Raw genomic sequence first — 20,070 nt, forward strand, 5'->3', positions numbered from 1 at the left:
ATGCCCCGATGACCCTACGTTCACACGCATGGTCAGTTCGCGGCACGAGGCCGCACATCGCATCTTTCAAGAACGACCGGAGTTACTCGCTCCGGTGTTCCGCATCCTGGATCTGCCGCTCCCCGAGAAGGCAGCGGTCGAAGTACTCACCCCGGACGCCACCGAGATCCGTCCGCTGGAACGTCGCGTGGACAGCGTGCTACGCGTCAATCCACTCGAAGGGGACGGCTTCCTCCTGGCCATCGAGGCACAGGGACGCCGCGACGAGGCAAAGGGGCCCAGTTGGGCGTACTACCTGAGCTACCTGACGGCGAAGTACGAGCGCCCGGCTTTGCTGCTCGTGGTCTGTCAGGACAAGGCAACAGCCGATTGGGCCATGGGGCCCTTCCAACTCGGCCTGGACGACTGGACAGCGCTGTCCGTACACCCACTGGTCCTGGGCCCCGGAAACGTCCCGGTGATCCTCGACCCCGAAGAGGCCGCCCAAGACCTGACCCTGGCGACCTTCTCGGCCTTGACACATGGCAGCCACCGGGACGCCCCGGCCATACTGAAGGCCCTGGCTCGCGCCATGGGAACGGGCGACCCGGACTCTGTCCGCTACTACACGGAATTGCTGGAGATCGGTCTGGGGAGTACTACCCCAGCGGGAATCACTTGGAGGAACGAGATGAGCGCGGGTACCTACTTCCCTGGCCGTGGCACCCTCATCGAGGAGACCTTCCTGAAGGGGAAGGCAGAGGGCATGGCAGAAGGCATGGCAGAAGGCATGGCAGAGGGCGAAGCCCATGGGCGGGCCCAGGGCGTACTGCGCGTCCTGGAAAAGCGGGGGATCCCGACCCTGGCAGAGAGCCGCGACCGCATCACCAACTGCACCGACATCGACACCCTGGACCGCTGGCTCGACCGGGCCGTCACCGTCTCCACGGCCGATCAGCTCTTCGCCGAGGACGACTGACAACCATGGCCGTAGTGGGTAGCTATTTCCCCGGCCGGGGGACCCTCATCGAGGAGACCTTCCTCAAGGGCAAAGCGGAGGGCGAAGTCCATTCGCGGGTACAAAGCGTGCTGCGCGCCCTGGAGAGGCGAGGGATCACCACCCCGCCCGAGGCCCGCGACCGCATCACCAATTGCACCGACCTCGACACCCTGGACCGCTGGTTCGACCGCGCCTTCACCGTCTCCTCCGCCGATGAGCTCTTCGCGGAGGAGGAGCCGGGCCAGTAGTCACCGATCAGGGCCGGGACCGAGCCGGGGGCCGGGGCCACCGGCGGGTGGCCGCAGGACGGCGGGAGGGGGTGGGGTCGCAGGGGTGGTGTCCTGGACGCTTTCGCATATTTGTGGCGCCAACCCCCGGCCCACACCACGCCCCCGGGCACCGGCGCCGTAAATATGCGGTCCAGGGCGCCGCACCGGAGGCCCCGCCCCCGGCTCCCACCACGAACAGCGGGCGCACCCCGAACGCACCGCACCGGAGGCCCCGCCCCCGGGCACCCACCACGCACCCCACCCCGCCCCCGGGCACCCACCCACGGACCCACCACGCCCGCACCGCGCCCGCACCACGCCCGCACCGCGCACCCACCGCGCCCGCACCGCGCACCCACCCCGTGCCCCCGCCCGCCCCCGGAACCCACGCCGAACCCCCACCCTCCCCGGGCCGACCCCGCCTACCCTGGTGGCTTCTTCGATACGGCCGGCAACAGTCACCGGGGGGACGGGGCCTCATGGATCCCGCAGCGATACACACACTGGTCCAGGAACTCTTCGTCGCCGAGGGGCCGGTGGACCGGCCCGTGCGCATCGCCTCCCTGGTCGCCTTCCAGGGCGACCGCCGCACGCTCACCGAACGCGACCTGCCCCGGATCGCCTCCGCACTCGTCAACGCGGAACAACAACAGGGACAGGGTCAGCAACACCCCGCGCCCGAGCAAGCGCAAACGCCAGCGCAAGCGCGCCCCGAACTCACCGACGCCCTCGCCCGCACCCTCCACGCCCTCGGCACCGTCGACCTGGACGACCTGCGGGCCGTCCGCCTCGGCCCCGAAGCCTTCGCCCGCCACCTCGCCATCGCCGCCCCCGACGCCGACGAAGGGCTGGACGCGGACGACGCCCGGACGCACGCCTCGCTGCGGGAGGCCGTCTGCGCGCACATCCTGCGCTTCCTCGTCCGGCGCTCCCCCTTCGTCACGGCCGCCGAGGACGCCGCGTTCGAGGAGCGCTACGCCCGGGACATCGTGGCCGCCCACGACCATCTGACGATCTACGGCATCGATCTGGCCCACTCCCCCGACAGTTGGCCGCTGGACGCCGCCTATCTCAGCCTGGAGACCGAGGCCGACGGCGGAGGCCCGAGCGCCCCCGCCGAACAGGCCCTCGCCGGACGCGAACGGGTGCTGCTGTGGGGCGTGGCGGGGTCGGGCAAGACCACGCTGGTGCAGCGGCTCGCGGTGTCCGTGGCGCGCGGTGATCTCCCGACCCCGCTGGCGGGGCTGCGCGGGCGGGTCCCCTTCGTGCTCCCCGTGCGCCGGTTCCGCCGCGACGGCTTCCCGGAGCCGGACGGCTTCCTGTCCGCCGTCCGCCATCCGCACACCGCCGCCCAGCCGCCGGGGTGGGCCGAGCGGGTGCTGTCCCACGGGCGCGGGCTGCTGCTCGTGGACGGGGTGGACGAGGCCCCGGAGGACGAGCGTGAGCGGCTCCGCGAAGCACTGCGCGAGCTTCCGGCGCGCTATCCGGGAAATGTCTGGCTGGTCACCTCGCGCCCCTCGGCCGTACGGGAGAACTGGCTGGCCTCGGAGCTGGCCTCGGAGCGCTTCACCGAGCTGAAACTCTCCCCGCTCAGCCGCGAGGGGGTCACCGCGTTCATCCGGCGCTGGCATGCGGCCGCCCGCCAGGACATCACCGACCGTGCCGATCTGGACCGGCTGAGTGGTGACGAGGAAACGCTGCTGGACGCCGTAAGGATTACCCGGGACCTCGGCCGGCTGGCCACCAATCCACTGATGTGCGGTCTGCTGTGCGCGCTGCACCGGGACCGCCGCGGCTATCTGCCGCGCGGCCGGAAAGCCCTCTATGACGCGGCACTTTCCATGCTGCTGGAACGGCGCGACCGCGAGCGCGCCATGCTGCCGCCGGAGGGAATCGACCTCCCCCAGGAACCGAAGATCCAGCTTCTGCAGAAGCTGGCGCACTGGATGCTCGTCAACGGCCGGTCCGAAATGGACCGGGCCACCGCCGTCGAGACGCTCGGCCGGCACCTCCCGGCCATTCCGCACGCGGCGCGGCAGGGCGGGCCGGAGGAGATCTACCGACATCTGCTCAACCGGACCGGTCTATTGCGCGAGCCCACACCCGGTTCGGTCGATTTCGTGCACCGAACGTTCCAGGACTATCTCAGCGCGAGAGCGGTCGTCGAACGGCACGATTTTGACTTCCTGATCGACCACGCACACCTGGACGACTGGGAAGAAGTGATCAGAATGTCGGTCGCTCTCGCCCGCCCCGATGAATGCGGCTACCTCCTGGAGGGGCTGCTGGCGGCCCGTAAAGACGCCCGGCCGGTCCATGCCCGCCATCGCAAACTCCTGGCGGCCGCATGTCTGGAACACGCGACGGAGCTGGACCCCGAGGTGCGTTCCCGGGTGCATCGCTATACCCGCGATCTGGTACGCCCGACCTCGCTGGAAGCGGCCCGCGCGCTGGGCTGGATCGGGCCTATCGTGCTGGAAATGCTGCCCGATCCCAGCGGCGTATCCGATGAGGAAGCCCACCGGCTGGCCGTCACCGCCACCTCGATAGCCGACGACCGCGCCATCGACTATCTGGTCCGGCTGCGGGACCGCGGCTCCTGGGCGGTACGGGCGCAGCTCGCGGGCGCGTGGCGGCGATATGACACCGATCGTTACGCCGAGGAAATCATCGGCCATCTCGATGAGCGGGAACTCGACTTTCCGGTGTCGGACCTGGAGGAACTGCGGGCCCTGCGCCGGCTCGGCGGCCGCCCCTGCGTCCAGATAGCCGGTGCGCTCGCCCCGGACCAGTTGGCCGAGGGCCTGGTGGCGGAGCGGCTGACCGAGCTGTGGCTCGCCTACGACCTGGGCGCGGACCTGGACCTGAGCTGGCTGGCCGCCTTCCCCCGGCTGCACACCCTGCGGCTGAGCCACCGCAACACGGGGGTGACGGGGGTCCCGGAAGGCGTCCAGGTGATCGTGGCGGGCGCGTAAGGGGAGACCCCTGGAGGGGCGGCCCCCCGGAGGGCGGACCCCGGAGAAGCAGGCGCCCTACGGCCCCCGGAGGTGCGGAACCCCGGAGGTGCCGACCCCCGGAGAAGCAGGCCCCCGACGGCCTCGGAGGGGCGGACCCCGGAGGGCGGACCCGCGCCAGCCCCCGGAGAGGCGGACCCCCTGAGGGTGGCAGCCAGCCGCCAGAGCGGCCCCTGCCTCCCGTTCGCCCCCGCGACAGACCGGAAGTCCAGGGAAACCCCCAGGGCCCGGAGAGCCCCGCCAGAGCCCGCAGAGCCCCGCCAGGGCCCCTCAGGGGCCGCGCCTACGCGAAAGGGCACTGCTCCGCCCGCACAACGCACAGAAAAAGGGGGCCGCCCCGGACCGAAACGGTCCGGGGCGGCCCCGTGGCGATGGACGACGCCGCGTTGCCGCGGCTCCGCGTCACGCCTCCTTGCTGAGGTTCGGGCCCGCGCCACCGGCGGCGGACTCGATCGGCGGGGTGTCCGGCAGCGCCGACTTCTCCTCGCCGCGGAAGGTGAACTTCTTCTCCTCACCCTCGCCCTCGGTGTCCACGACCACGATGTGGCCCGAACGCAGCTCGCCGAAGAGGATCTTCTCCGAGAGCACGTCCTCGATCTCGCGCTGGATCGTCCGGCGCAGCGGCCGGGCGCCCAGCACGGGGTCGTAGCCCCGCTTGGCGAGCAGCTTCTTGGCCTCGCCACTGAGCTCGATGCCCATGTCGCGGTCCTTGAGCCGCTCGTCCACCTTGGTGGTCATGAGGTCGACGATCTGGATGATGTCTTCCTCGGTGAGCTGGTGGAAGACGACCGTGTCGTCGACACGGTTGAGGAACTCGGGCCGGAAGTGCTGCTTGAGCTCCTCGTTGACCTTGTTCTTCATCCGCTCGTAGCCGGTCTTCACATCGCCCTGGGCCGCGAAGCCCAGGTTGAAGCCCTTGGAGATGTCCCGGGTGCCGAGGTTGGTGGTCATGATGATCACCGTGTTCTTGAAGTCCACGACCCGGCCCTGGGAGTCGGTCAGCCGACCGTCCTCCAGGATCTGCAGCAGCGAGTTGAAGATGTCCGGGTGGGCCTTCTCGACCTCGTCGAAGAGGACCACGGAGAACGGCTTGCGGCGCACCTTCTCGGTGAGCTGGCCGCCCTCCTCATAGCCCACGTATCCGGGCGGGGAGCCGAAGAGCCGCGAGACGGTGTGCTTCTCGCTGAACTCCGACATGTCGAGCGAGATCATCGCGTCCTCGTCGCCGAAGAGGAATTCGGCGAGAGTCTTGCTGAGCTCGGTCTTACCGACACCGGACGGGCCCGCGAAGATGAACGAGCCACCGGGGCGCTTGGGGTCCTTGAGGCCCGCACGCGTGCGCCGGATGGCCTGGGAGAGCGCCTTGATGGCGTCCTTCTGGCCGATGACGCGCTTGTGCAGCTCGTCCTCCATGCGCAGCAGCCGGGAGGACTCCTCCTCGGTCAGCTTGAAGACCGGGATGCCGGTGGCCGTGGCCAGGACCTCGGCGATCAGCTCCTCGTCGACCTCGGCGACGACGTCCATGTCGCCGGCCTTCCACTCCTTCTCCCGCTTCGCCTTGGCGGCCAGGAGCTGCTTCTCCTTGTCGCGCAGGCCCGCGGCCATCTCGAAGTCCTGCGAATCGATCGCGGACTCCTTCTCCCGGCGCACATCGGCGATCTTCTCGTCGAATTCGCGCAGGTCCGGCGGTGCGGTCATCCGGCGGATCCGCATCCGGGAACCGGCCTCGTCGATCAGGTCGATCGCCTTGTCCGGCAGGAAGCGGTCCGAGATGTAGCGGTCGGCCAGGGTGGCGGCCGCGACCAGGGCCGAGTCCGTGATCGAGACGCGGTGGTGCGCCTCGTAGCGGTCCCGCAGGCCCTTGAGGATCTCGATGGTGTGGGGCAGCGACGGCTCGGCGACCTGGATGGGCTGGAAGCGGCGCTCCAGGGCCGCGTCCTTCTCCAGGTACTTGCGGTACTCGTCGAGCGTGGTCGCGCCGATGGTCTGCAGCTCGCCCCGCGCCAGCATCGGCTTGAGGATGCTGGCGGCATCGATCGCGCCCTCGGCGGCGCCCGCACCCACCAGGGTGTGGAGCTCGTCGATGAACAGGATGATGTCGCCGCGGGTGCGGATCTCCTTGAGCACCTTCTTCAGGCGCTCCTCGAAATCACCGCGGTAGCGGGAGCCGGCGACCAGGGCGCCCAGGTCCAGGGTGTAGAGGTGCTTGTCCTTGAGGGTCTCGGGCACCTCGCCCTTGACGATCGCCTGGGCCAGTCCCTCGACGACCGCCGTCTTGCCGACGCCGGGCTCGCCGATGAGGACCGGGTTGTTCTTGGTGCGGCGCGAAAGCACCTGCATGACCCGCTCGATCTCCTTCTCGCGCCCGATGACCGGGTCGAGCTTGGATTCGCGGGCGGCCTGCGTGAGATTGCGGCCGAACTGGTCCAGGACGAGCGAGGTGGAGGGAGTGCCCTCCGCCGGGCCGCCGGCGGTGGCGGCCTCCTTGCCCTGGTAGCCGGAGAGCAGCTGGATGACCTGCTGCCGCACCCGGTTCAGATCGGCACCCAGCTTCACGAGGACCTGGGCGGCGACGCCCTCGCCCTCGCGGATCAGGCCGAGCAGGATGTGCTCCGTACCGATGTAGTTGTGGCCGAGCTGAAGGGCCTCGCGGAGCGACAGCTCCAGGACCTTCTTGGCACGGGGGGTGAAGGGGATGTGCCCGGACGGGGCCTGCTGGCCCTGCCCGATGATCTCCTCCACCTGCTGGCGGACCGCCTCGAGCGAAATCCCGAGGCTCTCCAGGGCCTTAGCGGCGACACCCTCACCCTCGTGGATCAGGCCCAGGAGGATGTGTTCGGTGCCGATGTAGTTGTGGTTGAGCATCCGGGCTTCTTCCTGAGCCAGGACGACAACCCGCCGCGCGCGGTCGGTGAACCTCTCGAACATCGTTAATCGCTCCTCAGAGCGGTCAGAAAGATCGGGGACGATCCCCTCCCTGTCCTTCCGCATGCTAGTCCCGCAACCCGGGACAGCTCATTCCAACTGCCGACAACCGTCCGGATCACCCCCGCTCGCGCGGGGGTAACAGCCACTGGCTTCCTGCCCGAACAGCCGACAACTGCCTTAACCCGATGGTGCGAGACGATGTTCCCGCAGGCCAGGCATCTACGCCCACCGCCAGTACGCCGATGGCGAACGCCGCTTCCTCCCGACACGCGGACCGCCCCTCCCCACTAGGGATGTCTTACCCGCAAGCACAGATGGTCCATGCCGTAGGGGCCGGTTCCCTCCGCTACGGGCGAACAACCTTGCGCCCGTTCACCGGCCCTGCACGGCTCCTTACGGGCACAGTGCGCGCACGGGCCCGCACGGTAGGTCATCCGGGGCGTAACCAAGCGGGACGGCGGAGAGTTCTGCCGGGCATGATCCACAGGGCCCACGGCGCGAGGCCGGCCGCACCGACGCCGGCCCCCTCTTCACGCTGGTACGAGCGGGAGCTGGGCTGGCCGACGGCCGGCAGCGATCCCGTCGAATTGCTCACGGGGGTGGCCTTCGACGTCATCGAACTGCCGGCCGTGGCCGGATGGGCGATGCTGCGGCGCGTACCGCGGACCGGTCCGGTCGCGGTGGAGGGCGCCTGGATGCGACTCCTGGTGGCCCCTGGCAGCGCCGACGAGCTTCCGGGGCTGCTCGACTGGCTGGAGTGGGGCGGTGTGGCCCTGGACCTGGGCGCGATCGGCGCCGGAGGCCGGATCACCGCGCCATGCCCCTCCCGCTCCTGGCCGCCGCCCCTGGCCGCCGGGGCGTCCGGAGCCGGGGCGTCCGGAGCCGGGGCGTCCGGAGAGCGATGCCCGCAGGAGGCCGCCGTATGGCTGCGACCTCCCGACCCGAGGGGCGAGGTGGAGCCAACGCTGCCGAGGACAGGCTTCGGGGGCGATGGGGGCGCCCCCGATCTCGTACGGCTCGTGAGCGCGGCGGCTACCGAATGCCTCCGCACCCGATTGGTGCGCGCCCGGCCGCTGCCGAGGCAGCGGCGAGCCGGGAAAGGCTGACGCGCTCAGCCGTTGGCCTTCTCGTACGCCTCACGAACGGTCGCCGGAACACGGCCGCGGTCGTTGACCTCGTAGCCGTTCTCCTTCGCCCAGGCGCGGATCTTCGCGGTGTCCTGGCCGCCGGCCGACGCCGCGCGCGCCTTGCCCCGGCCGCCGGCGGCCCGGCCACCGGTGCGCCGGCCGCCCTTGGTGTAGGGCTCCAGGGCGTCACGGAGCTTGTCCGCGTTGTTGGTGGTGAGGTCGATCTCGTAGCTCTTGCCGTCAAGGGAGAACGTCACGGTCTCGTCCGCCTCGCCGCCGTCGAGGTCGTCGACAAGAAGGACCTGAACCTTCTGTGCCATGGGGTTCCTTTCAGGGAAAACGGGGGGTTCGGGGGTGCGGCGTTAGCCGCTGATGACTCACCCCCAGGTAATTACACTACGAGAGAATAGGAAACCGCCTTTCCCGGAAAAACACAAACCCCCCGGGAAGGTTCGACCGATCCACCAAGCGGGAAGCCTCGTGGAAGGTCATGTTCCGGAGCTATGTGATAGGGGCGCGATTCGGACATAGGGCCCGCGATCACAGTTGCAGAAGCATCCGGCTGTTGCCAAGGGTGTTCGGCTTCACCCGTTCGAGACCAAGGAACTCGGCGACGCCCTCGTCATAGGAACGCAGCAGCTCGCTGTACACATCGCCGTCGACCGGCGTCTCGCCGATCTCCACGAAGCCGTGCCTGGTGAAGAAGTCGACTTCGAAGGTGAGGCAGAAAATGCGCCGCACCCCCAGCCAGCGCGCCGTCTGCAACAGCTTGTCGAGCACCAGGTGGCCTACGCCGGTGCCCTTGAGAGTCCGATCGACGGCGAGAGTGCGGACCTCCGCGAGGTCTTCCCACATGACGTGCAGCGCTCCACAGCCAATGACCTCAGCGTCCTCGTCGCGCTCGGCGACCCAGAACTCCTGGATGTCCTCGTAAAGCGTCACGGTGGCTTTGTCGAGCAGGATGCGATCGTCCACGTACGAGTCGATGAGGCGGCGCACCGCCCGTACATCGCCGGTCCGGGCACGGCGGACGGTGACTACTTTTGATAGTGGGGAGGACATGACCGGACGCTATCGCCCTGGGTCATCGCCCCGACTCACCGGGGCTCTCCCCGGTCTCCCCCAGTTGTGCGACGCGCATGGCATCCCGTAGTTGGTCACGCTGCTCTTCGGACATCATCCCGAAGAACGCGACGAGAGCGGCCGCGGGGTTGTCACTGGTCGACCACGCTTCGTTCATCAGTGCGGCCGAGTAGGCGGCGCGCGTAGAGACCGCGGCATATCGATAGGCGCGGCCTTCGACCTCCCGGCGCAGCCAGCCCTTGTGATGGAGGTTGTCCATTACGGTCATGACGGTGGTGTAGGCGATCGAGCGTTCCCGCTGAAGGTCTTCCAGCACTTCGCGGACCGTGACCGGGCGGTTCCACTTCCACACCCGCGTCATGACCGCGTCTTCGAGATCTCCCAATGGCCTAGGCACACCGAGAATAATAGTGGGAGATGTCCCGAATGTCGGGAGGTCTGCGCGGGAAAAGCCACACGCCCCGGAACGCGATGCGTCCCGGGGCGTGGTCCGGCGTGCTGCCGCCGTGGGGTGCGGGGGTGGCGGCGCCCGATGGGCCCGATCGATCCGATCAGGCCGTCTCGCGCTCCGGGGCCGGGCCCTCGGCCTCGGTGCGGGCCGCCAGCGCCGCGTCCACCGCGGCGTCCTCCTTGGACTTGTTGGCGCCGCCCTGGCTCTTCACCATCGTCACGATGAGCGCGGTGAAGGCCACGGCCATCACGACGGGCGGGATCAGCGCGGAGACATAATCCATGGCTCTCGGCCTCCTTTTGCTCGAGACCACCAGATTACGCGGCGCGCCGCGGCCCTCCGGAGCCGGGCACCGGTCCCGGGCGCGGCGGCCCGGGGGCCGGGCGAGGGCAGGGGCGGGGCCCAGGCCCGGGTTCAGGCCGAACGGGCCCCGGCGCCGAGCCGCGACTCCTGCTCCGGCGGCGGCGAGGGGCGGCGCTTGGGCGGGAAGACCTCCGCCGGCGTGGGCACCGGACGCCCCGGGCGCGGCGCCCGGCGGCCCGGTTCCCGTCGGTTCGGCTCCTCGCGGTCGCCGTGCTCCGGCGCCGCGGGCTTCTTGCGCGGCTGCGGCTTGGGCTCGTCGGCCTTCTGGAGCGCCTCCAGCACGATCTCCGACCCCTTCCGTACCGTCCCCTGCGCGGCCGCCCTGGGCGCCGTCGAGACCCCGCCCGGCAGGGCGCGCAGCCGGGGCCCCACGGGGCTTGTGCGCGGCTGTACGACGGCGCCGGCGCGCTCCGCGAGCCGGGCGCGCACGCCCCGCTCGGCAAGGCGCTCGCAGTGGCTCAGCAGCGCGCGTCGGCGCGTCGCCTCACCACCCCCGGCGGCCGACCCGCACAGCGCGCGGAGCGCGGCCAGATCCTCGGCCAGCGGCTCGTAACCGGCCGCGAGGGCGCCCTGGAGCTGCTCGAGATAGCCGACGGCGGCGCCGGGCAGGGCGGCGCGGTAGCGGGCGAGCTCGTCGAGCAGGAACGCTCGCAGCCGCCCGCCCTCGCGGACCGCTTCGTCCACGGCCTCGGCGAGCCGGAGACAGTCCTGGACCTCCTCCGCCCGGTCCGGGCCGAGGGGGCCGGCAGAGGGAGTGACGGGGTCGGGTCGGAGGGCGATGGCGAGGGCGCGTCGGAGCACACGCAGCTCATCCGCACTGAACGCCATTCCGCCGCGGGATCCATATGGCGTGGGCATGGGGCGACTTTAAGTGCTAAGCGGACAAATTTCGCTCAGCGCCGGACGGTGCGGCGCGTTGCGGACGCCGAGCCGCCATACGGGGGAAGCGCCGGACGGGGCCGCGTCGAGGCGGCCCCGTCCGGACCCGGCACCCGGGGCGGACCGTCGCATCCGGGTGCCGGTGTACGTGGTCGACGGCCCTTCCGCTTGTCAATACGGAATTCGCAGTGCCGTCTTTCCCTTGACCGCTCCGTGACCAATGGCGAAGAGCGATCGGCGCCCCCGGCGAATCCAGAGCGCGGGAATTCGTTTCGGAATGCCGTCAATACGGTCGAGCACGCAGGTGAAGAGCTGATCGCCGGTGCTCAGCCGCGCGAGACGTTCCGCTCGTAGACCAGTCTGAGGCCGATCAGGGTCAACCAGGGTTCATGCTCATCGATCACTGAGGATTCTCCTAGCACCATGGGCGCCAGCCCGCCGGTGGCGATCACGGTGACGTCCTCCGGGTCCTGGGTCAGCTCCCGCGCCATTCGCCGGACGATCCCGTCCACCTGGCCCGCGAAGCCGTAGAGGATGCCGGACTGCATGGCCTCCACCGTGTTCTTCCCGATCACGCTGCGCGGGCGGGCCAGCTCGATCTTGCGCAATTGCGCCCCGCGTACGCCCAGCGCCTCGACCGAGATCTCGATGCCCGGCGCGATCACCCCGCCCACGTACTCTCCGCGCGCGCTGACCGCGTCGAAGGTCGTCGCGGTGCCGAAGTCGACGACCACGCACGGACCCTCGTACAGCTCGACGGCGGCCAGCGCGTTGATGATCCGGTCGGCGCCGACCTCCTTGGGGTTGTCCATCAGGATCGGCACACCGGTCTTCACGCCCGGCTCGACCAGGACGGACGGCACATCGCCGTAGTAGCGGCGGGTCACCTCGCGCAGCTCGTGGAGCACCGAGGGGACGGTGGAGCAGATGGAGATGCCCGCGATGCCGTCGCCCAGCTCCTCGCCGAGCAGCGGATGCATGCCCATCAGGCCCTGCAGCAGGACGGCGAGTTCATCGGCGGTGCGGCGGGCGTCGGTGGAGATCCGCCAGTGCTCGACGATCTCCTCGCCGTCGAACAGCCCCAGCACGGTGTGGGTGTTTCCGACGTCGATGGTCAGCAGCATGGGCGGCACCGCTTCCGGGCGGGCTGACGGCCGAGGACGAGCCCTGGGGTGGTGGGTGGGGCGACGGGCGGGCGGGGGTTTCCGACGTCGATGGTCAGCAGCATCGCTTACTTCCCCTCGGACTCGCGCAGGTCCAGGCCGATGTCCAGGATCGGGGAGGAGTGGGTGAGCGCGCCGACCGCCAGATAGTCGACGCCCGTCTCGGCGTACGTACGGGCGCCTGCGAGCGTCAGCCGCCCCGAGGACTCCAGCGCGGCGCGCCCGGCGACCAGCTCGACGGCCTCGCGGGTCCGCTCCGGGGTGAAGTTGTCCAGCAGGATGAGGTCCGCGCCCGCCTCCAGGACCGGCGGGATCTGGTCGAGGGTGTCGACCTCCACCTCGATCGGCACGTCCGGGAACTCGGCCCGCACGGCGCCGAACGCCTCCGCCACGCCGCCCGCCGCGATCACGTGGTTGTCCTTGACCAGCGCGGCGTCCGAGAGCGACATCCGGTGGTTGACCCCGCCGCCGCAGCGCACCGCGTACTTCTCCAGGGCGCGCAGCCCCGGGGTGGTCTTACGGGTGTCACGGACCTTGGTCTTCGTCCCGTCGAGGGCGTCCGCCCACGCACGGGTCGCCGTCGCGATACCGGAGAGCCGGCACAGGAGGTTCAGCGCGCTGCGCTCACCGGTGAGCAGGTCGCGGGTGCGGGTACGGACGCTGAGCAGCTTCTGGCCCGCCGCCACCCGGTCGCCGTCCTCGGCATGCCGCTCGACCTCGAACTCGTCCGTACAGACGACGGACAGGATCGCCTCGGCGATCCGCAGCCCCGCGACGGTGCCCGCCTCACGGGCCGTGAAGTCACCGGTGGCGAAGGCGTCCTCGGGGACGGTGGCCACGGTGGTGACGTCCACGCCCTGGTCGAGGTCCTCCTCGATGGCCATGTGCGCGACGTCCTCGACCTGGATGGGGTCGAGTCCGGCACTGATCAGCAGCTCGGCCAGGTCGGGGTCCAGACCGCACTCCATCGGGTCGAGCCCGGAGCCGTCGGCGTCGTCGCCGCAGCCGCAGGCGTCGCCGCAGCCCGCCGCCTCGCCGGGGCGGCCGATCTGCAGCAGCGGCAGGGACACGGATGGCTGGCGGTCTTCGGAGGTGCTGCTCACGGGCGGGACTCCGTCTCGGTTCGGGGGGTGGTCGGTGGGGGAAACGCTTCGGAGTCCGTGGAACGCACATCGAGGGCGCCGTCGGGGCCGAGGGTGACCAGGAGGTGGCGGCGCCAGGCGGCGTCGTCCCGCGCGGGGCGGTCCTCGCGCCAGTGGCAGCCGCGGGTCTCCGCACGGCGGAGCGCGGCGGCGACCAGGACCCGGGCGACCAGATGGAGGTTGGTGGCCTCCCAGGTCTCGACCCCCGGCTCGGCCGTCTTGCCGTCCCGCCGCAACTGCGCGGCGGCGTCGTCGTGGACGCGCGCCAGCCGGTCGGCGGCGCGGGCCAGGCTCTCGGCGGAGCGCAGGACTCCGGCGCCGTGGGTCATGATGTGCTGGATCTCGTAGCGGGCCTCGGAGGCGAGCAGGGGCGCCGCGCCGGGGGCGGCCGGGTCCGGCCCGACGCCCTCGTCCGGTCCGGGCCGCTCGGCGGCCGTGGCGGGCCGCACGGGGCCCTCGGCTCCGGCGGCTCCGGCGGCTCCGGCGGCTCCGGCGGCTCCGGCGGCTCCGGCGGTGATGTCCTCCGCGATGCGCTCCGCGAAGACCAGGCCCTCCAGAAGGGAGTTGGAGGCCAGTCGGTTGGCGCCGTGGACGCCGGTGCAGGCGACCTCTCCGCAGGCGTAGAGCCCGGGGACGGTGGTGCGGCCGTGCAGATCGGTGCGGACCCCGCCGCTCGCGTAGTGCGCAGCCGGGGCGACCGGGATGGGCTCGGTCACCGGGTCGATGCCGTGCGCGCGGCAGGCGGCCAGGATGGTCGGGAAGCGCCGCTCCCACATCCGCGCCCCGAAGTGGCGGGCGTCCAGGTACATATGCTCGGCGCCGCGCTCCTGCATCCGCCGCGTGATGCCCTTGGCGACGATGTCGCGGGGCGCCAGCTCGGCCAGTTCGTGCTGCCCCTGCATGAAGCGCACCCCGTCGGCGTCGACGAGATGGGCGCCCTCGCCGCGCACCGCTTCCGAGACCAGCGGCTGCTGGCCTTCCGCCTCCGGGCCCAGCCACAGCACCGTGGGGTGGAACTGCACGAACTCCAGATCGCTGACCTCGGCCCCGGCGCGCAGCGCGAGCGCGACCCCGTCGCCGGTGGAGACGGCGGGGTTGGTGGTCGCGGAGAAGATCTGGCCCATGCCGCCCGTGGCGAGGACCACCGCGCCCGCCCGCACCGCGCCCACGCCGTCCCGCCGGCCCTCGCCCATGACGTGCAGGGTGACCCCGGCCGCCCGACCGGAGCCGTCCTTGAGCAGGTCGAGCACCAGGGCGTTCTCCACGGTGTCGATACCGGCCGCGCGCACCGCCTCGACCAGGGCCCGGGAGATCTCCGCGCCGGTCGCGTCGCCGCCCGCGTGGGCGATCCGGCGGCGGTGGTGGCCGCCCTCGCGGGTCAGCAGGATCTCGCCGGTGTCGTCGTCGGCGTCGAAGCGGGCGCCGGTGGCGATGAGCCGCCGCACCGCGTCGGGTCCCTCGGTGACCAGCGTCCGTACGGCCCGCTCGTCGCAGAGCCCGACGCCGGCCACCAGGGTGTCGTCCAGATGCTGCTCGGGGGTGTCGCCCTCGCCGAGGGCGGCGGCTATGCCGCCCTGGGCCCAGCGCGTGGAGCCGTCGTCCAGGCGGGCCTTGGTGACCACGGTGACCCTGGCCCCGGCCGCGGCACAGCGCAGCGCCACGGTCAGCCCGGCGACCCCGGAGCCGACGACCACGACATCGGCCTCGGTGGCCCAGCCCGGGGCGGGAGCGCGCAGAGCGGTGGCGGGGGCCACGGCCTCGGGCCGCCCGGTCGGATGGGTCATCGGGCGGCTCCGATCCACAGGCGGATGTTGTCTATCAGGCGGGTGGCGCCGACCTTGGCCGCGACGGCCAGCACGGCCTCGCCGATGTATCCGTCGGAGACCTCGGTGAAGTCGGCGGGATCGGCCAGGCCCAGATAGTCGAGGACGAGCGGCGGTTCGAGCCGTGCCGCCTCGTCGAGCACCACCCGCGCCGCGGACCGCACCGCGGCGGGGGACGCGACCCGTATGAGCTCGTGCTCCTCGGCCCCGGCCGGGCCCTCCCCGGCCGCCAGCAGCCCCGCGTAACGCCCCGCGAACAGCGCCCGGGACAGGGCCAGCGCGGTGTCCCGCTCCTGGGCCGACAGATAGCGGTTACGGCTGGAGAGGGCGAGCCCGTCGCCCTCCCGGACGGTGGGGACGCCGACGATCTCGACCGGGAAGTCCAGGTCGCGCGCCATCCGGCGGACCAGCGCCAGTTGCTGGGCGTCCTTCTCGCCGAAGAAGGCGGCATCGGGGCGGGTGAGCTGGAGCAGCTTGGCGACGACGGTGAGCATCCCGTCGAAGTGGCCGGGCCGCGAGGCGCCCTCATAGCGCTCGCCCATGGAGCCCGCGGTGATCCGGATGTGCGGCTCGCCGCCCGGATACATCTCCTCGGCCGCCGGGGCGAAGACGATGTCCGCACCCGCCTCGGCCGCGACCTTCAGGTCGGCGTCGAGGGTGCGCGGATAGCGGTCGAGGTCCTCGCCCGCGCCGAACTGCAGCGGATTGACGAAGACGGTGACGGTCACCAGGCCCTTGGCGCCCACCCGGGCGCGGGCGGCGCGGATGAGCGAGGCGTGCCCGTCGTGCAGCGCGCCCATGGTCATCACGACGGCCGTGCGCCCCGGCACGGCGAAGTGGGCGAGCGCCGCGTCCAGCTCCGAGCGATGGCGGAACAGCTCCACATCCGGCTCCCCAGGAAGCGCCTTGGTCCACAGCTTCGGGCTCATGTCTCACTGCCTCCCCGGCCCCGTGCGTCGGTCACATCCGAGAGCACGCCCAGCAGGTCCTCCGCGAGCTCCGGCTTGAGCAGGCCGTGCGCGAGCGCCCGGTCCGCGGTCGTACGGGCCATGGCCAGATAGCCGGCGACGGCGTGCGGGGCGTGCCGCCGCAGCTCGGCGACATGGGCGGCGACCGTGCCCGCGTCGCCGCGCGCGACCGGGCCGGTCAGCGCGGCGTCGCCACTGCGCAGCGCGTTGTCCAGCGCGGCGCCGAGGAGGGGGCCGAGCATCCGGTCGGGGGCCTCGACCCCGGACGCGCGCAGCAGCTCCAGGGACTGGGCGACCAGCGTGGTGAGGTGGTTGGCGCCGATGGCCAGGGCGGCGTGATAGAGCGGGCGGGACTCCTCCGCGATCCACTCGGGCTCCCCGCCCATCTCGATGACCAGCGCCTGGGCCGCCAGCCGCAGCTCCTCGGGGGCGGTGACGCCGAAGGAGCAGCCGGCCAGCCGCTGGACGTCGATCGGGGTGCCGGTGAAGGTCATGACAGGGTGCAGCGCGAGCGGCAGCGCACCGGCCCGCAGCGCGGGCTCCAGCACACTGACGCCATAGCGGCCGGAGGTGTGCACCAGGAGCTGGCCGGGGCGCACCGCACCGGTTTCGGTGAGGCCCGCGATCAGCTCGGGGAGCGCGTCGTCGGGGACGGTGAGCAGCACCAGCTCGGCCCGCGCCAGCACCTCGGAGGGCGGGACGATCGGGACCTCGGGGAGCAGGGCGGCGGCCCGGCGCACGGAGGCGTCGGAGACACCGGAGGCGGCGACCGGGCGGTGTCCGGCCAGCCGCAGCGAGGCGGCGAGTGCGGGGCCGACGCGGCCCGCGCCGACGACCCCGACGGTGAGCCGGGCCGGCCGGTCCTGCGGCTCGGGAAGTGGTTGTGCGTTCACGCGACAGCGGCCTTCCGTTCCAGTCCTCAGGGGGTACCGGACGATTCCCCGCCATGCTACGCGAGTGTTTCCGGGGGAGATTGGCCGCAGCCCGGGCCTGTGGACAACTCTGTGGTCCGATGGACACCCGTACGACATGATCGGCCCATGAAGGACAGGACGGGCGAGGCAGACGAGACGGACGGCACGCGCATCACCGCGGACGGGACGGCGGACGGGACGGCAGACGAGACTCCAACCGGGGCGGACGACGCCACCGGCGACACGGAGCGGGCCGCGCGAGTGCGCCGCCGCGCGGCCTGGCACGGCTCCGAGCGGACGCTCACCCGCGGGCCCGCGGAGGGGCGGATCACCGAGCGGCTGGCCGGCCTCACGGCCGCCCTTACGGCCGACCCCTCGCCATATGGCGGGGACGGCTGGGTGGACATCTACGGGGACGGCATCGTCGAGGAGCTGGAGCGGCGGGTCGCCGCACTGCTCGGCATGGAGGCCGCGGCGTTCTTCCCCACCGGCACCATGGCGCAGCAGGTCGCGCTGCGCTGCTGGGCGGGGCGCACCGGCAATCCGGTGGTGGCGGTGCATCCGCTGGCGCATCTGGAGGTGCATGAGCGGGACGCGTATCTGACGGTGAGCGGGCTGCGCGCGGTGCATCCGACGAGCGAGCCGCGGCCGCTCACCGCCGAGGAGGTCCTCGGCCTCGACGAGCCGTTCGGCACGCTCGCCCTCGAGCTCCCGCTGCGCGACGCCGGATTCGTGCTGCCCGAGTGGGACGAGCTGGTCGCGGTCGTGGAGGCGGCCCGGGAGCGGGACGCGGTGGTGCACTTCGACGGTGCGCGGCTGTGGGAGTGCACGGCCCACTTCGGCCGGGAGCTGCCGGAGATCGCCGCCCTGGCGGACTCCGTCTATGTGTCCTTCTACAAGTCGGTGGACGGGATCTCGGGAGCGGCGCTGGCCGGGCCCGAGAGCCTGGTGGCGGAGGCCAGGGCGTGGCGCCACCGGTACGGCGGCCAGCTTTTCCAGCAGTGGCCGGCGGCGCTGGCCGCGCTGGACGGCCTGGACCGCGAGCTGCCGAGGCTCCCGTCGTACGTGGCGCACGCGCGGGTGGTGGCGCAGGCGCTGCGGACGGCGTTCACGGCCGAGGGGGTGGGCTGGTCCCGGGTACATCCCGAGGTGCCGCACACCCACCAGTTCCAGGTGTGGCTGCCGTATCCGGCGGCGGTGCTGGACGAGGCGGGGGTGCGGCTGGCGGAGGAGACCGGGACGACGCTGTTCCGTCGCTGGCGGGAGCCGGGGCCGCCCGGTCTGGCCACGACGGAGCTGACGGTCGCCTCACCCGCACTCGACTGGACGGCCGACGACGTCACGGCCGCGGCCGGTGCCTTCCTCGCCCGGGTCCGGGAGCTCATGGAGAGGGACGGCTGACCGGCGCCGCAGGGCGGCCAGCGTCTCCCTGACCGCCCTTACGGCGCGCGGCATCGCCCCTTACGGCATGCGACATCGCCCTTACGGCGCCCGGCGCGTCCGTAAGGCGGTCACGGCGGCCGCGGCGGCGGGCCGGGCGCCCCGCCGTCACGGCCCGGACGTCGCGGTACTCGCGCAGCTCCCGGACGGTGCGCCAGTCGTGGCGGCCCGGTGCGGGCGGGGCGGGCTCGCCGCGCCGGGCGGCCCGGTACAGGTCGAGTGCGTACTGCTCGGTGAGGGACATGGCTCTACGGTCCGCCGGACCCCGGGCGCCCGTCACGCCGATTGACGGCGGCCGTCAAACGAGGGCGGCGCCGGGGGCGGGCTCCCGCACCATGGGCTCATGGCCAATGTCATCGACATCGCCGGGCTGCCGCCCGAGCGCATCGTCTTTTGCCCGTCCCCGCTCGCCGAGCTGGGCGCCGCGCTCCATGTGCTGTCCGAGCCCGGCCACCATCCCGGGCTGCACGGCTGGGCCACCGCCACCGCCTCGGCGCTCAAGCCGGACCTCGCGGACCGGCTCTGCGAGGCGGACTTCCTGTGGCGCACCGCCCGCTCCGACCTGCTGCTCCCGGCCGCCCCCGGGGCGACGCTCGCCGAGGAGCTGGACGCGCTGGACCGGATCGACGACGAGACGTTCGTGGCGGCCGCCTTCGAGATCGCCTGCTCCGCCTCGTACACCCGGCACACCCCCTCGCCGCTGGTCGACGCGGGCGAACGGGCCCGGGTCCGCGAGATGGCCGCCGCCCGGGGACCGCGGCAGGCGGCCTTCACCGACCGCATGCTGGAGGACCCGGACGGGCTGCGGGTCTGGCTGCGGCGGCTGCTGGAGGACTGCGACGAAGCGTTCTTCGCCGACACCTGGCGGCGGACGCGGATCCAGCTTGCCGCCGACGCCCGCCACAAGGCGGAACTGCTGCAGCGCAAGGGGCTCGGGGAGGCTCTGGCGTCGGCCTCCGCCGCGCTGTCGCTGTCGGAGGACGGGCACAGCATCCTGGCCGACAAGCTGGCGGGCGGCCGGACTACGGCCTACGGAGAGGGCATCACCTTCATCCCGACCGCCTTCGGCTGGCCGCATCTCATCGTCCTGCACGCCCCCGGCTGGCGCCCGGTGATCCAGTACCCGGTGGCCGCCCCCGAGCTGCCCCCGCCCGCCGCCCTGGAACTCGTCCAGCGCCGCCTCGAGGCCCTGGCCCACCCGATGCGGATGCGGCTGTGCCGCACCCTGGCCCGCGGCCCGCACACCACCGGTGAGCTCTCCGAGTCGTACGGCATCACGCCCCCGGAGGTCTCCCGCCATATCGCCGTGCTGAAGAAGGCCGGTCTCCTCACCACCCGCCGCCGCGGCCGCTATGTGCTGCACCAACTCGACCTGCCGTCGGTGGCCCGCCTGGGCAGCGACTTCCTGGAAAGCGTGCTGCGGTAGGGCTCTGTCGGTAGCGTGCGGCCCCAGGGGCTCCGCCTAAAATGTTCACCCCAGAGTGAACACAGACCGGGCCACAAACGGCACGGGCCATAAGCGGCAGA

The 20,070-nt window shown here is 71.9% G+C and carries 18 protein-coding genes; 6 read left to right on the forward strand and 12 right to left on the reverse strand.

Annotated features, from left to right (window positions below; translation table 11 throughout):
• Window positions 1–28: 28 nt before the first annotated feature.
• The 3 genes from STRVI_RS41850 to STRVI_RS41860 all read left to right on the forward strand — a co-directional run bounded on the left by STRVI_RS41850 (window position 29) and on the right by STRVI_RS41860 (window position 4,223).
• Window positions 29–958, forward strand: a complete 930-nt coding sequence (locus tag STRVI_RS41850) for a hypothetical protein (RefSeq protein ID WP_014061622.1) — start codon at window positions 29–31, stop codon at window positions 956–958.
• Window positions 959–963: 5 nt separating this feature from the next.
• Window positions 964–1,227, forward strand: a complete 264-nt coding sequence (locus tag STRVI_RS41855) for a hypothetical protein (protein WP_043237433.1) — start codon at window positions 964–966, stop codon at window positions 1,225–1,227.
• 500 nt (window positions 1,228–1,727) lie between these two features.
• Window positions 1,728–4,223: an NACHT domain-containing protein gene (locus STRVI_RS41860; protein ID WP_014061623.1), complete on the forward strand. Its 2,496-nt coding sequence runs from the start codon at window positions 1,728–1,730 to the stop codon at window positions 4,221–4,223.
• A 441-nt stretch (window positions 4,224–4,664) separates the two neighbouring features.
• Here the strand turns inward: STRVI_RS41860 and STRVI_RS41865 are convergent, their stop codons facing one another.
• On the reverse strand, window positions 4,665–7,190 hold the full coding sequence (locus STRVI_RS41865) for an ATP-dependent Clp protease ATP-binding subunit (RefSeq protein ID WP_014061624.1): 2,526 nt from the start codon (window positions 7,188–7,190) through the stop codon (window positions 4,665–4,667).
• 476 nt (window positions 7,191–7,666) lie between these two features.
• Here STRVI_RS41865 and STRVI_RS41870 point away from each other — a divergent pair, with 476 nt between their 5' ends.
• The gene (locus STRVI_RS41870; RefSeq protein WP_014061625.1) at window positions 7,667–8,296 is read left to right on the forward strand and encodes an SCO3374 family protein; all 630 of its coding nucleotides are present in this window, start codon (window positions 7,667–7,669) and stop codon (window positions 8,294–8,296) included.
• Between the two features lie 5 nt (window positions 8,297–8,301).
• Here STRVI_RS41870 and STRVI_RS41875 read toward each other — a convergent pair whose 3' ends face one another.
• From STRVI_RS41875 to STRVI_RS41920, 10 genes are all read right to left on the reverse strand, one after another.
• Window positions 8,302–8,637, reverse strand: coding sequence for a histone-like nucleoid-structuring protein Lsr2 (locus STRVI_RS41875; RefSeq protein WP_014061626.1), 336 nt, complete (start codon window positions 8,635–8,637; stop codon window positions 8,302–8,304).
• A 220-nt stretch (window positions 8,638–8,857) separates the two neighbouring features.
• Window positions 8,858–9,379, reverse strand: coding sequence for an amino-acid N-acetyltransferase (locus tag STRVI_RS41880; RefSeq protein ID WP_014061627.1), 522 nt, complete (start codon window positions 9,377–9,379; stop codon window positions 8,858–8,860).
• 22 nt (window positions 9,380–9,401) lie between these two features.
• Window positions 9,402–9,797 (reverse strand): BlaI/MecI/CopY family transcriptional regulator, encoded by a 396-nt coding sequence (locus STRVI_RS41885; protein ID WP_078505603.1) that lies wholly within the window; start codon window positions 9,795–9,797, stop codon window positions 9,402–9,404.
• Between the two features lie 154 nt (window positions 9,798–9,951).
• Window positions 9,952–10,134, reverse strand: coding sequence for a hypothetical protein (locus tag STRVI_RS41890; protein WP_014061629.1), 183 nt, complete (start codon window positions 10,132–10,134; stop codon window positions 9,952–9,954).
• 131 nt (window positions 10,135–10,265) lie between these two features.
• Window positions 10,266–11,072 carry a hypothetical protein gene (locus STRVI_RS41895; protein ID WP_078505605.1) on the reverse strand — a complete coding sequence of 269 codons (807 nt, stop codon included), beginning with the start codon at window positions 11,070–11,072 and terminating at the stop codon, window positions 10,266–10,268.
• Window positions 11,073–11,419: 347 nt separating this feature from the next.
• Window positions 11,420–12,217, reverse strand: a complete 798-nt coding sequence (locus STRVI_RS41900; protein WP_014061631.1) for a type III pantothenate kinase — start codon at window positions 12,215–12,217, stop codon at window positions 11,420–11,422.
• Between the two features lie 107 nt (window positions 12,218–12,324).
• Window positions 12,325–13,359 carry a carboxylating nicotinate-nucleotide diphosphorylase gene (nadC, locus tag STRVI_RS41905; protein ID WP_014061632.1) on the reverse strand — a complete coding sequence of 345 codons (1,035 nt, stop codon included), beginning with the start codon at window positions 13,357–13,359 and terminating at the stop codon, window positions 12,325–12,327.
• Window positions 13,356–15,182: an L-aspartate oxidase gene (locus tag STRVI_RS41910; RefSeq protein ID WP_014061633.1), complete on the reverse strand. Its 1,827-nt coding sequence runs from the start codon at window positions 15,180–15,182 to the stop codon at window positions 13,356–13,358. Before STRVI_RS41910 ends, nadC begins: the two co-directional genes overlap by 4 nt.
• Window positions 15,179–16,150: a pantoate--beta-alanine ligase gene (gene panC, locus STRVI_RS41915; protein WP_014061634.1), complete on the reverse strand. Its 972-nt coding sequence runs from the start codon at window positions 16,148–16,150 to the stop codon at window positions 15,179–15,181. Before panC ends, STRVI_RS41910 begins: the two co-directional genes overlap by 4 nt.
• Entirely contained in the window at window positions 16,147–17,082 is a 936-nt protein-coding gene (locus STRVI_RS41920) for a Rossmann-like and DUF2520 domain-containing protein (RefSeq protein WP_014061635.1), read from the reverse strand. The genes panC and STRVI_RS41920 overlap by 4 nt, the downstream gene beginning before the upstream one ends.
• 147 nt (window positions 17,083–17,229) lie before the next feature.
• Here STRVI_RS41920 and STRVI_RS41925 point away from each other — a divergent pair, with 147 nt between their 5' ends.
• Window positions 17,230–18,504: a threonine aldolase family protein gene (locus STRVI_RS41925; protein WP_014061636.1), complete on the forward strand. Its 1,275-nt coding sequence runs from the start codon at window positions 17,230–17,232 to the stop codon at window positions 18,502–18,504.
• Here STRVI_RS41925 and STRVI_RS49440 read toward each other — a convergent pair.
• Window positions 18,485–18,787 carry a hypothetical protein gene (locus tag STRVI_RS49440; RefSeq protein ID WP_014061637.1) on the reverse strand — a complete coding sequence of 101 codons (303 nt, stop codon included), beginning with the start codon at window positions 18,785–18,787 and terminating at the stop codon, window positions 18,485–18,487. The two genes, STRVI_RS41925 and STRVI_RS49440, sit on opposite strands and share 20 nt — an antisense overlap.
• Before the next feature lie 99 nt (window positions 18,788–18,886).
• On the opposite strand from STRVI_RS49440, the gene STRVI_RS41930 reads away from it, so the two are divergent.
• A complete protein-coding gene (locus STRVI_RS41930; RefSeq protein WP_014061638.1) occupies window positions 18,887–19,969 on the forward strand; it encodes a DUF5937 family protein in 1,083 nt (360 codons plus the stop codon).
• The last annotated feature ends 101 nt before the right edge of the window (window positions 19,970–20,070 follow it).

The organism is Streptomyces violaceusniger Tu 4113 (assembly GCF_000147815.2).
In the GTDB taxonomy this organism is placed as follows: domain Bacteria; phylum Actinomycetota; class Actinomycetes; order Streptomycetales; family Streptomycetaceae; genus Streptomyces; species Streptomyces violaceusniger_A.